Below are 18104 nucleotides of genomic sequence, written 5' to 3' on the forward strand. Positions count from 1 at the left end.
CTCGTCGGACGTGGTACACCGGTCACTGCGGACCGGAGATCTGGATGGTGCGGCTGCGGGTGTAGAAGGCGGCGGCGGCCTTGCCCTGCTCCTTGCCGCCGTACCCGGAGTGGCGCTCGCCGCCGAACGGCAGGTGGAAGTCCACCCCGGTGGTCGGCATGTTGACCTTGACCTGGCCGGACTCGCAGCGGTCCACGTACCGCAGCGCGGCGTCGAGGTCGCCGGTGTACAGCGAGGTGACCAGGCCGTAGTCGGTGGCGTTGGCCAGGGCGATGGCCGCGTCGGCGTCGGCGGCGGCGGTGAGGGTGCAGATCGGGCCGAAGACCTCCTCGCGGTGCAGCCGGCTGGCCGGGTCGGTGACGACGGTCGGGCGGACGTACCAGCCGGCGCCGTCGAGCGCCCGGCCGCCGGCCGCGACCACCCGCCGGCGCGCGTTCTCGTCGATCACCGGGCCGACCGCGGTGGCCGGGTCGGCCGGGTCGCCGACGGCCAGGTCGGCGACCGCGGCGCGCAGCGCGTCGGCGAGGTCGGCGCCGACGGCGATGACCCGCTTGGTCGCGGTGCACTTCTGGCCGGCGAAGGCCATCGCGGCGGCGGCGATGTCGGCGGCGGCGGCGCCGAGGTTCGCGTCCGGCAGGACGATCGTCGCGGACAGGCCGCCCATCTCGCACTGCGCCGGTACGCCGCGGGCCGCCGCCGCCCCGGCCACCCAGCGGCCGACCGGGCCGGAGCCGGTGAACGACACCGCGTCGGCCGTGCCGACCAGCACCCGGCCGACGTCCGCGCCGCCCGGCACGACCGCGCACAGGCCGGCGGGCAGGTGGTCGGCCGCCAGCTCGGCCAGGCGCAGCGCGCAGGCGGTGGCGGCCGGGGCGGGCTTGAGGACGACGGCGTTGCCGAACGCCAGCGCCGGCGCCGCCTTCCACACCGGGATCGCCAGCGGGAAGTTCCACGGGGTGATCAGCCCGGCCACCCCGCGCGGGCGGCGCACGGTGAAGGAGAGCCGGCCGGCGTACGTCTCGCCGATCGGGTCGTACGCCTGCTGCGCGTAGTACCGCAGGATCGCTGCGGCGCGCTGCACCTCGGCCCGCGCCTCGGTGACCGGCTTGCCGACCTCGCGGACGATGAGCGCGGCCAGGTCGGAGGCGGCCACCGCGTCGGCGAGCCCGGCCAGCGCGGCGGCCCGGGCGGCGGGCTCGGCGGCCGCCCAGTCGCGCTGGGCCGGGCGGGCCCGGCGCACGGCCGCGGCCGCGTCGCCCTCGCCGACGGTGACGACCACGTCGTCGGGCCGCTGCGGCGAGGTGGAGGAGACGGGGTTCACAGGACGAATCCGTTCGGGAAGGGGTCGGTGGGGTCGAGCAGGTACTGGGCCGTGCCGGTGAGCCAGGCCCGCCCGGTGATCGTCGGGATCACCGCCGGCAGCCCGCCGACCGCGGCGGTGCGCAGCAGCGTGCCGGTGAACCGGGTACCGAGCAGCGACTCGTTGACGTGCCGCTCGCCGACGGCGAGCCGCCCGCGGGCGTGCAACTGCGCCATCCGGGCCGACGTGCCGGTGCCGCACGGCGACCGGTCGAACCAGCCGGGGTGGATGACCATGGCGTTGCGGGAGTCGCTGCCGTCCGCGCCGGGCGCGACGAGCTGGACGTGCTTGCAGCCGGTGATCGCCGGGTCGGTCGGGTGGGTCGGCGGGCGCTGGGCGTTGATGGCGTCCAGGATGGCCAGGCCGGCGGACAGCATCCGGTCCTTGTTCGCCCGGTCGAACGGCACGCCCAGGTCGGCGACGGGGAGGATGGCGTAGAAGTTGCCGCCGTACGCCATGTCGTAGCGGACGGTGCCGCGGTCGGGGACGGTCACGGCGGCGTCCAGTTCGAGGACGAACGCCGGTACGTTCTCGATCGTGACCGCCGCCGCGCGGCCGTCGGCGACCGCCACCCGGGCCTCGACGAGCCCCGCGGGGGTGTCGAGCCGGACCACGGTCTCCGGCTCCCGGACCGCGACCATGCCGGTCTCCACCAGGACGGTGGCGACGCCGATCGCGCCGTGCCCGCACATCGGCAGGCAGCCGGACACCTCGATGAACAGCACCCCGACGTCGGCGTCCGGCCGGGTCGGCGGCTGGAGGATCGCCCCGCTCATCGCGGGGTGGCCGCGCGGCTCGTGCACCAGGAACCGGCGCAGGTGGTCCAGGTGCGCCGTGAAGTGCGCGCGCCGGTCGGCCATGGTGGCGCCGGGGATCACCCCGACCCCGCCGGTGATCACCCGGGTCGGCATGCCCTCGGTGTGCGAGTCGACGGCGTGCAGGCAGCGGATCGAGCGCACGGCGTCAGCCCGGGATCAGCGCGTCGAGCGCGCGGCGCAGGTCGGCGTCCAGCGCCGTGAGCTGCTCCGGCGACATCGGGCCGCGCGGCGGGCGGCACGGGCCGCCGTACCGGCCGACCAGGTCCATGCCGCGCTTGATGGCCTGGACGAACTCCGTCCGCGAGTCCCAGCGGAAGGCGGCCACCAGCGGCTCGTACAGCGCCCGCGCCTCCACCGCCCGGCCGGCCCGGGCCAGCTCGAACAGGCGCACCGACTCGGCCGGGAACGCGTTCGGGAAGCCGGCGAACCAGCCGGTCGCCCCCATCAGCAGGGATTCGAGGGCGACGTCGTCGGCGCCGGCGACGACGGCCAGGTCGGGGGCCAGCTCGCGGATCTCCAGGACCCGGCGCACGTCGGCGGAGAAGTCCTTGACCGCGACGACGTTGTCGATGGCGGCCAGCTCGGCCAGGACCGCCGGGGTGAGGTCCACCTTGGTGTCGACCGGGTTGTTGTACAGCATCACCGGCAGGCCGACGCCGGCCACGGCGGCGAAGTGCGCGACCAGCTCCCGCCGGTTCGCCCGGTACATGGTCGGCGGCAGGCACAGCACGCCGTCGGCGCCGTCCTCGGCGGCGATCTCCGTCCAGTGCCGGGCCTGGTGGGCGCCGACGCCGTGCACGCCGACCACCACCACCCCGGTACCGGCGACCGCCTCGACGGCCGTGCGGGCCACCAGGCGGCGCTCGGCGTCGGTCAGCGACGAGTACTCGCCGAGGGAGCCGTTGGGGCCGACGCCCCGGCAGCCGTTGTCGATCAGCCAGCGGCAGTGCTCGGCGTACCGGTCGAGGTCCGGCCGCAGCCCGGCGGGGGCGGTGCGGTCGGCCGTGAACGGCAGCGCCGTCGCCACGATGACGCCGTCGAGTCGTTCGGTCACGTGATCTCCTCCGGGGGGTGCGGTCCGGCCAGCTCGCCGAGCCGGACGGGGGTGGCGACGGGCCGCCGGTGCCAGGCGGCCGGGTCGGCGGGCGGCCCGCCGGGGTCGGCGGCCACCAGGTCGGCGACGTGCGGGCCGCAGACCCGGCCCTGGCACATGCCGAGCCCGGCCCGGCTGGCCAGCTTCACGGTGCGGACGCTGCCGGCGCCGTGCGCGACGGCCGCCCGGAGCGCGCCCAGGGTGACCTCCTCGCAGCGGCAGACGAGGGTGTCGGGGTCGAGCCAGGACCGCCAGCCGTCCCGGATCGGGTGCGCGTCGGCGAGCGCCGCGGCGAACCGCCGCCCGCGCCGGGCCCGGGCCAGCGCCGCGGCGGGCGGGGTCGCGCCGGCCGCGGCCGCCCCGGCGACCGCGCCCTCGGCGGCGGCCGCGTCGGCGCCGCCGATGCCGGTGACCTCGCCGGCGGCCCAGTAGCCGGGGGCGGACGTCGCGCCGCGCTCGTCCACCCGGACGAACCCGCCGGCGAGCGCGCAGCCGGCGGCGACCGCCAGCTCCAGCCGCGGGGTGAAGCCGTGGCCGACGCAGACGGCGTCGGCCGGGACCCGCCGGGTGGCCCGGACGGTCCAGTCCGGGTTGAGCCGGGCGAGCGTGACGGCGGTGACCCGGCCGTCGCCGTGCGCGGCGACGACCGCGGTCCGCCGCCGCCAGGGCACCCGGTGCCGGCGCAGGACGGCCGCGTAGCGGGCCAGCTCGGCCAGCCGGCCGGCGTCGATCGCGGCCGGGTGGCGCAGCCAGCGGCCGCCGCCGGCGGCCTCGCAGACCGCGGTCACGCCGGCCCCGGCGGCGAGCAGCGCCCCGGCCACCGGCAGCAGGAACGGCCCGGTACCCGCGACGACGACCCGGCGGCCGACCGCGACCCGCTGGCCCTTGGCCAGCGCCTGCGCGGCGCCGGCGGTGTAGACGCCGGGCAGGTCCCAGCCGGGGAAGGGCAGGACCCGGTCGTGCGCGCCGGTGGCGAGCACCACGGCGTCGGCGTCGAGTGCGGCGGCGGTCCGCCGGGGCGCGTCGGCGGGGCCGGTGAGCAGGTGCAGCCGCCGGCCCTCGACCGCCCAGACGGTGCTGTCGGCGAGGTGCCGCACGCGCGGGTCGAGCCGGGGCGGGTGCCCGCGGTGGTACTGGCCGCCGGGCGCCGGCTCGCCGTCGACCAGGACCGCGTCCGCCCCGGCGTCCGCCGCCGCGGCCGCGGCCGCCATTCCCGCCGGGCCCGCGCCGACGACCGCGACGATCACGTCGGCACCGTCCGGACCCGGTCGCCGTCGGCGAGGACGCGCTGGCACGCCCGTACGTCGGGGGTGTCGTTGACGTCGACCAGGCAGTCGAAGCAGACGCCGATGCCGCAGAACACCCCGCGCGGGCGGCCGCGGCGGGTGGCCCGCCAGGAGACCCGGCCCAGCTCCAGCAGGACCGCGGCGACGGTCCGGCCGGGCTCGACGTCGTACCCGCGCCCGTCGATGCTCACCCGCACAGCAGCACCCCCGGCCGGTCCACCCGGAACGGGGCCGGGTCCAGCAGCGGCGTACCGCCGGTGAGGAGCTGGGCGACCAGCGCGCCGGTGGCGGCGGCCAGGCCGATGCCGGCGCCCTCGTGCCCGGTGGCGTGCCAGAGGCCGGGCCGGCGCGGGTCGGGCCCGATGACCGGCAGGTGGTCGGGGGCGTACGGGCGGAAGCCGCCGTACGCGCGCAGGACCGGCACGTCGGCCAGCGCCGGGAACAGCGCGACCGCCTTGCGGGCCAGCTCCCGCCACACCCGCACCCGCGGCGATTCGTCGAACCCGACCCGCTCCCGGCTGGACCCGATGAGGATCGTCCCCGCCGGGGTCGCCTCGACCACCGTGGACGTGCGCAGGTCGGCGGCGTCGGCGGCGACCGCGCCGACGTAGTCCGCGTCGTACACCTTGTGCCGGACCAGCGGCGGCCGCGGCGCCGTCACCAGCACCACCCCGCGCCGCGGCCGGATGTCGATCGGCCCGCCGAGCGCGCGGGACACCGCGCCCGCCCACGGCCCGCCGGCGTTGACCACGGCGCCGCAGGGGATGTCCCCGGCGCTGGTCCGCAGCCCGCGCGGGCCGAGGCCGAGCGCGGCGACGCCCGGCCGCAGCACCCCGCCGCGGCGCCGGACGGCGGCCAGCAGCGCCATCGTCGCCAGGACCGGGTGGAGCTGGGCGTCCTGCGGGTAGTGCACGGCGCCGGTGACCAGCGGCGTCAGTCGCGGCTCGCGCTGCCGGGCGGCGTCCGGCGGCAGCGGGCGGGCGTCGACGCCGGCCGCCCGCTGGGCCGCGGCGAGCGCCCGCAGTGGGGCGGGGTCGCCGGTGCCGACCACGAGGCCGCCCTTGGCCTCCCACTCGACGTCGCGGCCGAGCCGGTCGAGCACCGCGGGCCACAGCCGCAGCGAGGCGAGCGCGAGGTCGAGTTCGGGGCCGGGCCGCTTGTCCGAGACGAGCAGGTTGCCCTCGCCGGCGGCGCTGGTGGCGGAGGCGAGCGGGCCGCGGTCGAGCACGGTGACCCGGCGACCGGCGGCGGTCAGCGCCTCGGCGCAGGCCGCGCCGATGATGCCGGCCCCGACGACCACCACGTCCGCGTGCTCCATCGACACCTCCCGTTCGATAGAGCGAACAGTAGGCCGGCGAGTCATCGCCGTCAATGGGTCGGCCAGGATCGGTCCCCGCGATCGTGTCCCGGTCGTCACGGACCGATGTCTTCGCAGGGGAGCGGAGTCGCGGACGGGTCGGGAGCCGAGCGGGAGCCGGTGCGGGGCGCGGTGGTCGTGCGCACGGGGCAGCGTTTCTCCAACGTTCGGTAAAGTGAACGGTACGCCGGCGGGGCGGGAGCCGCCGCGGCGCCGCGGCCCGGCGCCGGCCGGCGCTCGGTAGGTTGGTCCGCGCGACGGACCCGGACCCGCGGAGGTGGGATGGTCAAGGAGGAGGCCGGCCGCGTACTGGCCGAGAACCTGCGCGCCCTGCGGCAGCGGCGGGGGATGTCGCTGTCGGCGCTCGCGCGGCACTCCGGCATCGCCAAGGGCACGCTGTCCCAGCTCGAGTCCGGCTCGGGCAACCCGACGATCGAGACCGTGTTCAGCCTGTCCAACGCCCTCGGCGTACCGGTGTCGGACCTGTTGACCGCGCCGGTCGGCGCGGAGGTCATCCTGGTCCGCGGCGCCGACCTCGACGTGCTGTCCAGCAACGCCGTCGACCTGCGCCTGGCCCGCCGGCTGGACCTGCGCGGGACCACCATCGAGGTGTACGACCAGCGGGTCCGCCCGCCGGCCGTCCAGCACTCGGCCGGGCACCCCGGCCGGGAGCACGTGCTCGTCACCGCCGGGGTGCTGCGCGCCGGCCCGGCGGACGCCCCGCACGAGCTGCGCGCCGGCGACTACCTGAGCTTCCCGGCCGGCGGCCCGCACGTCTACCAGGCGGTCGGCGGGCCGGTGGCGTCCGTGCTGCTGCTGGAGTACGACACCGACGACGACCTGCCGCCCGCCCCGCACGCCGCCCGGCCCGCCCCGCGCGCCGACTGACCCGCCCGGCCCGCCACCCGATCCGGTCCCCACGTCGGCCGCTCCGAGCGGCGCGGCGACGGATCCCGGCGGCAACCGGCCGGGGCGGGGTGTGATGCCCCGCCCCGGCACGGTGCGCGGGTCCCGACTGCTGCCCGCGTCGGGACCCGCTCTCCACCCCGGTGTGTGGTCGGTGGGCGTGGTCGGCTCCGCTCGGTCGCCCGCGCGGCGCATCGCTCGCCCGCGAGGGGAATCGGTCGTTCGCGGCGGGGTCAGTCGCTCGCGAGGCGCACGGTGAGGGAGCTGCCGGCCGGCTCCACCCGCAGCCGGGTACCGGCCGGCGGGCGCAGCGTGTAGTCGACGTCGGTCGAGGTGACGACGAGCCCGAGCCGCCGGCCGGCGGCGATCCGCCGGTCCTGCGGTTCGAGGTTGAACGTGATCGTGACGGGCCTGCCGGGCGTGAGCGGGGTCCCCTTCTCGACGCTGGCGGCGTTCTGCGGGTCGGCCCAGCCGCGGGTGAGGTGGGTGGCGTTGCCGCCGCTGTCGTACGACGCCAGCGCCACCGTCAGGTTGGCCGCGGTCCGGTTCTCCACCGCCAGGGTGAGGGTCACCCGGGGGACGCCGCTGATCCGCTTGGCGCCGGCCATCGGCTCGGTCAGGTAGATCAGCCGGCCGTCCCTGGCCGCGTTGCCGCCGCCGATCAGCGTCCCGACCCGGGAGTTGCGGCCGAGGTCGGTGAAGGACTGGGCCGCGGTGCCGGCCGGCGTACCGGTGGTCAGCGTGCCGGGCGCCGTCGCGTCGGCGGCGCCGAGCCGGTACGCGGTCTCCTTCGCCGCCGGGTCCGGCCAGTCGGCGAACTTCCTCCACGTGCCGTCGACGTCCACGTCGGCCCGCGGCTCCCGGTCGACCCCGTTGTCGACGCCCTTGAGGTACCTGTCCCACCAGCGCGTGATGAGCTGGTGGTAGCCGGGGAAGCTGCTGCCCGGGCCGTGGCCGCCGCGGTGCAGCAGGATCCGGCGCGGCTTGTCCGCCCGCGCGAGCGCCTCGTACCACTTGGCGTAGTGGGTGCCCTTGACGTTCCAGTCGGCGAGGCCGTGCACGACCAGGACGGCGGCCTTCACGTTGCCGGCCTTGTCGCTGTACTGCCGGTCCTTCCAGAACTGCGTCAGGTCGCCGTGCTCGCGGCCCTGCGCCCGGCCCAGCGCGGCGATCTGCGCCGCGCAGCCGCCGCTCTTGCGCAGCACGGCCCGGGCCAGCACGTCGGTGTCCTCGCCCTGGTAGCCGCCGGGGGCGACGACCAGGCCGTTGGCCCGGTAGTACTCGTACCAGTCGGACTGCCCGGCGACCGGGACGATCGCGGCGAGCCCCTCCACCCCGGTGGCCGCGATCATGTTGGGCAGGGTGCCGTTGTACGAGACGCCGGTCATGCCCACCCTGCCCGTGGCCCAGTCGGCCCGCACCTCCCGGCCGCCGGCGTCGAAGCCCCTCGCCCGGCCGTTGAGCCAGTCGATGATCGCGACGCCGCCCAGCGCCTCCTGCATGTCGCCGCTGGTCGGGCAGCCGTCGCTGCTCGCGGTGCCGATGCTCTGCCCGGAGATCGTGGCGTACCCGGCGGCGAGCAGCTCGTCGAACATGTGCCCGTTCAGGTTGCCCCGGCTGATCGGCGTCGGCCGGTCCGGGACGCGCCCGTCGCGGAACGCCGTCCGGCCGGCCTCCTGCGGCAGCCTGCCGACGTCCACGGGGTGGTGGTGCAGCGTGCCGAGCCCCTCCTTGTACGGCGTGTGCTCCAGCACCACCGGCGACCGGCCGCTCGCCGGCCGGTTGATGTCGATGGCGACGCGGTCCCTGCGGCCGTTGTTGTCGCTGTCGACCCCGGTCTCGACGTACACCCGCTCGGCGATGAACGCGGCGGGGGCGGCGGACGCCGCGGGGGCGGGGACGGGGAGGAGAGCCGCCGCCAGTACGCCGACCACGGTCGACGCGACGGGCGGACGCCCGAATCGGGCCATGGGGTGCTCCGTTCGTGGCGCCCCGGGCACGGGGCGGGGGTGGGTGCCGCCGACCGCGCCGGCGGGCGGCGGGTCGGCCGGGATCCGGGACGTGGGGTACCGGATATCCACGACGATCGTTGCCGCCGGGCATCGGTGGAGCCACCCACAGGTGTCGGAAGGTCGGCCGCCGCGGCCACTACAGCCGTGGGACGGGGGGTCCTTCGAGGAGGGCCGGCTGCCGGACCCGGGCCGGCCCCGATGCCGCCGTGCGGCTCAACAGATTTGAGTCGCATTCATCTGTGTCGATTGAAAGGGGCTGGGCCGGGCACCGGGGCGTGGCTACGGTCTTGCTATCACCGCGGGAGGGCGAACCTGTTCGTATCCGGATGTTCCGGGCATCGAACGCTTGCCCGCGCCTGCCCTCGGATCGGCGCCGCACCCGTTGCCTGCCCGCACGTCCCTCACGCGGGTGCCGGCGTCCCACCCCAGATGGAGGAGCAATGCACTCAGCGATCACGTACCGCCGGTTGGCGGTCGGTTTGGCCGTGGTGGCCACGACGGTGGCGACCGGCGCCGCGGTCCCGGCCGCTGCGGTGGGTTCGATCGTCGCCGCGGGTGAGCCCGGCGCGGTTTCGGGTCGGTACATCGTGGTGCTGGAGGACAACGCCTTCGCCGCCGCGGGTGTGACCGCGACCGCGCAGCGCCTCGCGCAGCGCCACGACGGGACGGTCCGGTTCACCTACGAGAACGCCCTGCGCGGCTTCTCCGTCGCGATGGACGAGGCCGACGCCCGCCGCCTCGCCGCCGAGCCCGGCGTCAAGTACGTCCACGCCAGCGGCAACGTCCGGATCGCCGGCGAGCAGCAGAGCCCGCCCGGCGAGCAGCAGAACCCGCCGTCGTGGGGCCTGGACCGGATCGACCAGCGCAAGCTCCCCCTGGACAAGAAGTACACGTACGACACCACCGGCGCCGGCGTCACCATCTACGGCATCGACTCCGGCATCCGCAAGACGCACAAGGACTTCGGCGGCCGGGTCACCGACGGCCGGGACTTCATCGACAACGACGACATCTCCCAGGACTGCCACGGCCACGGCACCCACACCGCCGGCACCTTCGCCGGCAAGGACTACGGCGTCGCCAAGGAGGCCAAGATCGTCGCTGTCCGGGTGCTGGACTGCGGCGGCAACGGCCCCGACGACGGCGTGATCAAGGGCATCGACTGGGTCACCGAGAAGGCCAAGGGCACCAAGGCCGTCACGAACATGAGCTTCCGCGCCGACCTCTACCCGCACAAGGCCATGAACGAGGCCGTGGACAAGGGCTCGGCCGCCGGGATCGTCCAGGTCGGCGCCGCCGGTAACGAGGGCAAGGACTCCTGCACCTACTCCCCGGCCAGCGCCGCCACCGTCATCTCGATGGGCGGGACCAACAGCAGCGACGGGTTCCAGTGGAACTGGGGCTCCTGCATCACCGCCCTCGGCCCGAGCGTGAGCATCACGTCGGCGTCGCACAGCAGCGACACCGCCACCACCGGCATGTCCGGCACCTCGATGGCCTCGCCGCACGGCGCGGGTGTCGCGGCGATGCTGCTGGAGAAGTTCCCGGCCTACAAGCCGGCCGACGTCAAGAAGTGGATCATCGACAACGCGACGCCGGACGTGGTCAAGAACCCGGGCAAGGGCGTGCCGAACCGGCTGCTCCACGCGCGGCTCTGACCTCACCCCTCACCGCGTCGGCGGGCGGGCGGGCCAATCGGCCGCCCGCCCGCCGACGTACCCCACCCACCACCCCCGGAGTGATCCCGTGTACCGATCCCGCCTCGCCGCGGCCGCCCTCGCCGCGCCCCTGCTGCTCGCCGCCGCCCCCGCCGCGGCCGCGCCCCCCTCGACCACCACCCCCGCCGCGACCCGCGCGGCGCTGAACCGCGCGGTCTGCGACGGCGCGAACCAGCGGTACAGCAACCACTTCTGCGGCCAGGGCGTCAAGGTCACCCGGACCGAGGGCAGCGGCCCGTCCGGGGTCAAGGACGTGGACGCCGCGTACGACTTCCTCGGCGACCTGGACCGGTTCTACGCCTCGGTCGGCGGGGACTTCCAGCAGATGCTCGCCTCCGACATCGGCGGCAAGCCGACCGTCGGGGTGTCGGTGCGGGTCTGCGACAGCAGCGGGGAGTGCCCGGGCGGGGCGTGGCCGACGTACTACACGGGCAAGCACGTGGTGCTGAACTCCGGGCTGTTCTCGGACGACACGTTCGCCCACGAGTTCACCCACGGCGTGCAGGACCACCACGGCAAGCTGGGCGACAAGACCGAGGCGCTGGCGGTCAGCGAGGGGATCGCGGACATCCTCGGCGAGCTGGTGGACCTGACCAACGGCAGCGCCGACGACACGGCGGCGGTGCGGTGGAAGATGGGGGACGGCTCGCCGTACGGGATCTACCGCGACATGGACAAGCCGGGCCTGCGCAAGATGCCGGACCGCAAGGGCGGCCAGTACTGGGCCAGCGACGGCAATGCGGTGATCAACGCCGCGGTGGTGGAGAAGGCCGGCTTCCTGATCGCCGAGGGGGAGACGTTCAACGGCCAGACCGTCACCGGCATCGGCACCGCGAAGTCGGCTGCCCTCTGGTACGGGGTGATCAAGGCGATGCCGGCGAGGGCGCAGTTCAAGCAGCTCGCCTCCACTGTGCGCAGCGTGTGCGCGGCGCACGCCCGCGACGGCGTGGCCGGTACGACGACGGCGGACTGCGGGCAGGTCGACAAGGCGGTCAAGGCCACCCAACTGGAGAGCTGAGTGGTCCGCCGCGGCCCGGGCCCGGCGCCCGGGCCGCGGCGGTGTCTCAGACGCCGGCCGTGGACTTGATCCACTCCCGGGTCGCGGCGGCGGTCACGTTGGAGTACTGCGAGGTGGTCGAGGTGGCGGTGGAGGCCACGCCGACGATCAGGTCGTTGTACCGGGCCGGGCCGCCGGAGTCGCCCTTGGACGCGTTGCCGGTGACCGAGGTGAGCTGGAACGCCGGCCCGCCCTTGACGTCCTTGGTGCTGCCGCTGACCCTGACGGTGGCCTGCTTGAGCACCGGCGAGGGGTCGCACTGCTGGTCGACCGGGCAGGTCCGGCCCCAGCCGTAGATCTCGACCTGCGCGCCGGTGGCCGGGGCGGCGTCGGCTACCCGGGCGACGGGCGCGTTCGGGACGGCGGAGGCGAGCTTCATCAGCGTCACGTCGTACTTGCTCTTGAACGTCTCGACCTGGTACAGCGTGCCCTCGCCCCGCCGCAGGCTGCCGATCCTGACGGAGAAGACGCGGCCCGTGTGCTGGTACGTGAGGCAGTGGTCGGCGACGAGGACCCAGTCGGCGGCGACCAGCGACGCCGAGCAGACCGGGCTGCCGGTGCTGCCGTTGCCGCGGTAGAACTGCACCGCCCACGGCGCGCTCTCGGTCGCCTTCCCGTTCACGATGCCGTGCTGGCCGGGTGCCGGATCGTCGGCGGCGTGGCCGGGCCCGGCCACGCCGAGCGCGCCGGCAACGGCGATCGCCAGCCCGGCCGATCGGATGCTCCTGCGATTCACTGGTGGGCTCCTCAGTGGATTACGGGGTGGGGGGAACTGCTACCGTGACTATTGCGCGGCACGCGTCGGCACTGACAATCCCAACCTCGCATAACACAGTTCTATGAGAACTTTTCCGGGGTGCCGTTTCGAGCAATTCCATGAGATCGGAAACTTCCCCTATTGGTAGGGGAGGAGTAGCCTGCGGCGATGGAGCTCGACTTCCGCCACCTGCGGCTCATCAAGGCGATCGTCGATACCGGGTCGCTCACCGCCGCCGCCGCGGTGGTCGGAATGGCGCAGCCGTCGGCGACCGCGGCGCTGGTCCGGGCGGAGCGGATCCTCGGCGGGAAATTGTTCCACCGGGCCACCAGTGGCGCCGTACCCACACAGCTCGGCGAACTGGTCGCCGCGCACGCGCTGACCGTTCTCGGCGCCCTGGAGCAGCTCGCCGAGTTCGCGGGCGCCCGGGACGGCGAGGACGCGGTGCCGGGCACGCTGCGGGTCGGCGCGACGCCGGGGCTGCTCGCGTCGGCGCTGCCGCGGATCATCGACCAGGTGCTCGACGCGACCCCGGACGTGCGGATCGGGCTGAACGGCCGGCGCTGGGTGAACCTGCTGGCCAGCCGGCAGCTCGACGCCGCGCTGGTCACCGACTACCCCGGCGACGAGGTGGTCGGCGAGCACGCCGAGCGGCGGGTGGTGGCCGTTGAGCCGATCTTCGTTGGGCTGCCCGCGGGCCACCCGCTCGCCGGCCGGGCGGAGGTCGAACTGGCGGACCTGGCGGGCGACACATTCGGCGCCGTGCGCGATACCGGGCCGAGTATTCGCGAGCACCTGATCGGCGCCTGCCGGACCGCGGGTTTCGCGCCGGAAAGGGCGAGCCTCGGATTCGCCGACGTACGCGCCATCGCGCAGCGGCCGCACACCGTTCTGTTGATGAAGCCGAGCAGTCAGCCGCCGCCGGGGATGTTCGTGGTACCGCTGGCGGGTACGCCGCTGCGGATGACGACGAGCCTGCACATTCCCGCGGAGCAGCCGGCCGGCGGGGACGGGACCGCGCGGAAATTGTGGGCCGAGCTGGTCGAGGCGCAGCACGGGATCGTCGAGGCGAACGACACCTATCGGGCGTGGCTGAAGCGCCATCCGGAATGGTCGGGAGCGCTGCCGGCGAGTGGTCGGAGCGACGCCATACGCTCGATATAGCCAACTATTCTGAATTGCCCATGTTCATGCCTCGATGTGTGGTTGGGTGGCTGCGAACCGAAGCGGTTACCTGGATCTGACGGGGTGGGTGAAGGTGCGGCGGCATTCGATCGGGCTGTACAGGGCTGCGGCGATCACGGGAACGGTGGCGCTGGGCGTCGGCTCCACCGGGCTCCTGCCGACACCGGCGTCCGCCGCGGTCCCGAACCCCATCACGTACACCGACGCCAGTCAGCCGCACGGCGGCTCGATCGCGAGCGGCGTGTGCTTCATCGTGGTCGAGGCCATCGGCGGGCAGGGCGGCACGGCCAGCTCCGGCACCGGCGGCAAGGGCGGCCGGGTCGAGGCGCGGATCGCGGTCACCAGCAGCGACACGTACGTCGCCCGGGTCGGCGACGCCGGCGCGGCCGGCACCGGCAGCGGCAACGGCGCCGGCGGGCTCAGCGGCGGCGGCAGCTCCGGCGGCTCCGGCGGCAGCGGCAGCTTCGTCGGCGGCGGCGGGGGCGGCTCGTCGCGGTTCCTGCTCAACGGCAGCGACGTCATCGTGGCCGCGGGCGGCGGCGGCGGTTCGGACTACTTCATGAGCGCCGGCGCGGGCGGCGACGGCGGCCAGACCGGGCAGGCCGGCACGGCCGGCGCGATCAGCGCCTCGCCCGGCGGTGCCGGCGGCTCCGGCGGCCCGGCCGGCGGCGGTGGCGGCTCCACCAGCGGCGCGCCGCTGATCGGCGGCAACGGCGGGTACGAGGGCAACGGCTCGGCCGCGGCCGGCGGCGGCGGTGGCGGCGGCTACTTCGGCGGCGGTGGCGGCGGGACCGCGATCGACGGCCTGGGCGACGCGGACGCCGGCGGCGGCGGTGGCGGCAGCAACCTGGCCCCGGCCAGCCCGCTGTTCAACGGGACCGCCTCCGGCACGGGCGCCGGCTCGATCACGGTGACGTTCGAGGCATGCACGACGCCGGCCGCCCCGACCGGCCTCCAGCTCACCCGCGGCAACCAGCGGATCGACCTGTCCTTCCTGCCGCCGGCCGGCGGCGGCAACCCGATCACCTCGTACGATGTGTCCACCGACGACGGCGCGAACTGGACCACCCTGACCACCTCCGCCGGGTCCGGCGGCCGGCTGGAGGGCGCGGTGACCGGGCTGGTCAACGGGACGCCGTACACCGTGCGGGTGCGGGCGGTCAACGTGGACGGCAACGGCACCCCGTCGGCCAGCGAGACGGCCACGCCCGCGACGACGCCGGCCGCGCCGACGAGCCTGGTGCTGACGCCGGGCAACCAGAGCCTCGTCGTGACCTTCACGACCGCGGGCGACGGCGGCAGCGCGATCACCGGGTACGAGGTCTCCACCGACAACGGCAGCACCTGGGCCGCCGCGACGACGACGGCCGTCCCGGCCACCAGCAACCGCCGGACCACGGTGACCGGCCTGGTCAACGGCACCCCGTACACCGTGCGGGTGCGCGCGCTGAACGCCGTCGGCAACGGCACGCCGTCGGCGAGCGAGGTCGGCACGCCGGCCGCGCAGGTCCCCGACGCGCCCACGATGATCGACGCGGCCGTCCGCAACGGCGGTACCCGGGTGACGTTCACGCCGCCGGCCGACAACGGCGGCAGCGCGATCACCTCCTACGAGGTGTCCACCGACAACGGCTCGACCTGGCAGGCGTTCACCACCGCGCCGGACGGCGCCAGCGACCGGGCCGGCACGGTGACCGGGCTGACCAACGGCGTGAGCTACGACGTCCGGGTGCGGGCGGTCAACTCCGTCGGCGCCGGCGCGGCCTCCGCCGCCGACAGCGTCACCCCGGCCCCCTCGGCGCCGGAGGCGCCGACCGGGCTGAGCGCGGTCCGCGGCGACCAGAGTGCCGACCTGACCTTCACGCCGCCCGGCGACGACGGCGGCAGCGCGATCACCTCCTACGAGGTGTCCACCGACAACGGTTCGACCTGGGCGACGCTGACCACCGGCGCGGGCGCGGGCGGGACCCGGGTCGGCACGGTGTCGGGGCTGACCAACGGCACGCCGTACACCGTGCGGGTGCGCGCCGTGAACGTCGTCGGGCCGAGCACCGCCAGCGGCAGCGCGTCGGTCACGCCGGCCACCACGCCCGGCGCGCCGACCGGGCTCAGCGGCGTACCGCAGAACAGCGCGGTCGAGCTGACCTTCACCCCGCCGGGGAACACCGGCGGCAGCGCGATCACCTCGTACGAGGTGTCCACCGACAACGGGACCACCTGGGCGGCGCTGACCACCAGCGCCGGGGCCGGCGGCACCCGGGTCGGCACGGTGTCGGGGCTGTCCAACGGGACGCCGTACACGATCCGGGTGCGCGCGCTGAACGCCGTCGGCAACGGCGCGGCCAGCGGCAGCGTCACCGAGACGCCGGTGGCGGCGCCGGCCGCGCCGACCGGGCTGAGCGCGGTCCGCGGCGACCAGAGCGCCGCGCTGACCTTCAGCCCGCCGAGCGACACCGGCGGCACGCCGATCACCGACTACGAGGTGTCGACCGACAACGGCTCGACCTGGGCGACGCTGTCGACCAGCGCGGGCGCGGGCGGGACCCGGGTGGGCACGGTGTCCGGGCTGACCAACGGCACGCCGTACACCGTGCGGGTGCGCGCCGTGAACGCGGTCGGGCCGGGCGCGGCCAGCGGCAGCACGTCGGTGACGCCCGCGACGACGCCGAGCGCGCCGTCGGGGCTCAGCGGCAACCCGGAGGACGGGGGCGTCGCGCTGACCTTCACCCCCGGCGGCGACGGCGGGAGCGCGATCACCGGGTACGAGGTGTCCACGGACAACGGCACCACCTGGATCGCGCTGGCCACCGCGGCCGGCGCGGGCGGCACCCGGGTGGGCACGGTGTCCGGGCTGACCAACGGGACGCCGTACACGATCCGGGTGCGCGCCCTGAACACCGCCGGCAACGGCACGGCCAGCGGCAGCGTCACCGAGACGCCGGTGGCGGCGCCGGGCGCGCCGACCAGCCTCACCGCCGACCGCGGCAACCAGAGCGCCGACCTGGTGTTCACGCCGCCGGCGAACACCGGCGGCACGGCGATCACCGGGTACGAGGTGTCCACCGACGACGGCTCCACCTGGGCCACCCTGCCCACCGCCGCCGGCGGGGGCGGTACCCGGACCGCGACGGTGTCGGGGCTGACCAACGGCACGCCGTACCTGATCCGGGTGCGCGCGGTGAACGCGGTCGGGCCGGGCACAGCCAGCGGCAGCGCCTCGGTGACGCCGTCGACCACGCCGGGCGCCCCCACGGGCCTGAGCGGCACGCCGCAGGACGGCGGGGTGGCGCTGACCCTCACGCCGCCCGGCAACACCGGCGGGAGTGCGATCACCTCGTACGAGGTGTCCACCGACAACGGCTCGACCTGGGCGACGCTGACCACCGGCGCGGGCGCGGGCGGGACCCGGGTCGGCACGGTGTTCGGGCTGGCCAACGGCACGCCGTACACCATCCGGGTGCGCGCGGTGAACGCCGTCGGGGCCGGCACGGCCAGCGGGAGCACGACCGTCACGCCGGCCACCGTGCCGACGGCGCCGGTCTCGCTCACCGGCACCCCGCAGAACGCGGGCGTCGCGCTGACCTTCGCGCCGCCGGCCAGCGACGGGGGCAGCGCGGTCACCGGGTACGAGGTGTCCACGGACAACGGGACCACCTGGGCGAGCCTGCCGACCACCGCGGGCGCCGGCGGCAGCCGGGTCGGCGCGGTGACCGGGCTGGCCAACGGCACGGCGTACGCGATCCGGGTGCGGGCGGTCACCGGGCAGGGCGCGGGCGCGGCGAGCGCCGCCGTGACCCTCACCCCCGGCACGCCGCTGGCGCCGCGGACGGTCACGGCCGCTGCCGGCACGTCGTCGATCGAGGTCTCCTGGCTGGCGCCGACGGACAACGGCGTGGCCGTGACCGGCTACACGGCGACCGCGTCGCCGGGCCCGGCGACGTGCACCACGGACGGCGCGACGAGCTGCGTGCTCGGCGGGACGGCCGGTACCGCGTACACCGTGACGGTCGTGGCGCACGCCGCGGGCGGGCTGGACTCGGCGCCGTCGGAGGCGTCCGGGTCGGCCACGCCGACCGCCCCGGTGGTGCCGACGACGCCGCCGGCCACCGAGTTGACGATGAGCACCGACAAGGGCGACATCACCACGGCCGAGCCGGGCGAGGAGATCGTCGTCTTCGGCAGCGGCTTCGCCGAGTACTCGACGGTGACGATCACGCTGTACTCGGCGCCGATCGTGCTGGCCACGGTGGTCACCGACGGCAACGGGCGGTTCCGCAGGGCCGTGCGGGTACCGGCGAACCTGGCCGCCGGTACGCACACGTTCATCGCCGCCGGCGTGGACCCGGACGGGAACCCGCACTTCCTCAAGCTGGAGATCACGGTCGCCGCGGCCGCGGGTGACGAGGTCGACGGGGAGCTGCCGGTCACCGGCGGCGGGGCGGTCGCCCCGCTGGTCCTGGTGGCGCTGACCTTCCTGGCCACGGGCGCGGTGCTGTGCTCGCTGCGCTGGGTCCGCCGCCGGGAGCCGGCCGGCAGCTAGGGCGCGACGCGGCGC

General features: G+C 75.7%; 13 protein-coding genes. 5 read left to right on the top strand and 8 right to left on the bottom strand.

Annotated elements, in window-relative coordinates:
* Window positions 1-22: 22 nt before the first annotated feature.
* Genes IEY94_RS02680 through IEY94_RS02705 form a run of 6 tightly spaced genes read right to left on the bottom strand, consistent with a single transcriptional unit; the run spans window position 23 to window position 5875 of the window.
* Complete coding sequence (locus IEY94_RS02680; RefSeq protein ID WP_189168377.1) at window positions 23-1321, bottom strand: aldehyde dehydrogenase family protein; 1299 nt, start codon at window positions 1319-1321, stop codon at window positions 23-25.
* Window positions 1318-2319: a proline racemase family protein gene (locus IEY94_RS02685; protein WP_189168378.1), complete on the bottom strand. Its 1002-nt coding sequence runs from the start codon at window positions 2317-2319 to the stop codon at window positions 1318-1320. Before IEY94_RS02685 ends, IEY94_RS02680 begins: the two co-directional genes overlap by 4 nt.
* 4 nt (window positions 2320-2323) lie before the next feature.
* Window positions 2324-3232, bottom strand: a complete 909-nt coding sequence (locus IEY94_RS02690; protein WP_189168379.1) for a dihydrodipicolinate synthase family protein — start codon at window positions 3230-3232, stop codon at window positions 2324-2326.
* Window positions 3229-4518 (bottom strand): FAD/NAD(P)-dependent oxidoreductase, encoded by a 1290-nt coding sequence (locus IEY94_RS02695; RefSeq protein WP_189168380.1) that lies wholly within the window; start codon window positions 4516-4518, stop codon window positions 3229-3231. The genes IEY94_RS02690 and IEY94_RS02695 overlap by 4 nt, the downstream gene beginning before the upstream one ends.
* Complete coding sequence (locus IEY94_RS02700; RefSeq protein WP_229783253.1) at window positions 4515-4748, bottom strand: (2Fe-2S)-binding protein; 234 nt, start codon at window positions 4746-4748, stop codon at window positions 4515-4517. Before IEY94_RS02700 ends, IEY94_RS02695 begins: the two co-directional genes overlap by 4 nt.
* Window positions 4745-5875, bottom strand: coding sequence for an NAD(P)/FAD-dependent oxidoreductase (locus tag IEY94_RS02705; RefSeq protein ID WP_189168382.1), 1131 nt, complete (start codon window positions 5873-5875; stop codon window positions 4745-4747). The genes IEY94_RS02700 and IEY94_RS02705 overlap by 4 nt, the downstream gene beginning before the upstream one ends.
* A 321-nt stretch (window positions 5876-6196) precedes the next feature.
* Here IEY94_RS02705 and IEY94_RS02710 point away from each other — a divergent pair, with 321 nt between their 5' ends.
* Complete coding sequence (locus IEY94_RS02710) at window positions 6197-6802, top strand: helix-turn-helix domain-containing protein (RefSeq protein WP_189168383.1); 606 nt, start codon at window positions 6197-6199, stop codon at window positions 6800-6802.
* 251 nt (window positions 6803-7053) lie between these two features.
* On the opposite strand, the gene IEY94_RS02715 is transcribed toward IEY94_RS02710, so the two are convergent.
* The gene (locus tag IEY94_RS02715) at window positions 7054-8790 is read right to left on the bottom strand and encodes a CocE/NonD family hydrolase (protein ID WP_189168384.1); all 1737 of its coding nucleotides are present in this window, start codon (window positions 8788-8790) and stop codon (window positions 7054-7056) included.
* 482 nt (window positions 8791-9272) lie between these two features.
* Between IEY94_RS02715 and IEY94_RS02720 the strand changes: the two genes are divergently transcribed.
* Together IEY94_RS02720 and IEY94_RS02725 are read left to right on the top strand one after the other, a co-directional pair.
* A complete protein-coding gene (locus IEY94_RS02720) occupies window positions 9273-10490 on the top strand; it encodes a S8 family peptidase (protein WP_189168385.1) in 1218 nt (405 codons plus the stop codon).
* 88 nt (window positions 10491-10578) lie between these two features.
* The gene (locus IEY94_RS02725; RefSeq protein WP_189168386.1) at window positions 10579-11568 is read left to right on the top strand and encodes a M4 family metallopeptidase; all 990 of its coding nucleotides are present in this window, start codon (window positions 10579-10581) and stop codon (window positions 11566-11568) included.
* A 46-nt stretch (window positions 11569-11614) separates the two neighbouring features.
* Here the strand turns inward: IEY94_RS02725 and IEY94_RS02730 are convergent, their stop codons facing one another.
* Window positions 11615-12343 (bottom strand): S1 family peptidase, encoded by a 729-nt coding sequence (locus IEY94_RS02730; protein ID WP_189168387.1) that lies wholly within the window; start codon window positions 12341-12343, stop codon window positions 11615-11617.
* Between the two features lie 189 nt (window positions 12344-12532).
* On the opposite strand from IEY94_RS02730, the gene IEY94_RS02735 reads away from it, so the two are divergent.
* Together IEY94_RS02735 and IEY94_RS02740 are read left to right on the top strand one after the other, a co-directional pair.
* Window positions 12533-13528 carry a LysR family transcriptional regulator gene (locus IEY94_RS02735; protein ID WP_189168388.1) on the top strand — a complete coding sequence of 332 codons (996 nt, stop codon included), beginning with the start codon at window positions 12533-12535 and terminating at the stop codon, window positions 13526-13528.
* A gap of 94 nt (window positions 13529-13622) precedes the next feature.
* The gene (locus IEY94_RS02740; protein WP_189168389.1) at window positions 13623-18089 is read left to right on the top strand and encodes a beta strand repeat-containing protein; all 4467 of its coding nucleotides are present in this window, start codon (window positions 13623-13625) and stop codon (window positions 18087-18089) included.
* The last annotated feature ends 15 nt before the right edge of the window (window positions 18090-18104 follow it).

The sequence above is a fragment of the Pilimelia anulata genome (assembly GCF_014647895.1).
Lineage (GTDB): Bacteria > Actinomycetota > Actinomycetes > Mycobacteriales > Micromonosporaceae > Pilimelia > Pilimelia anulata.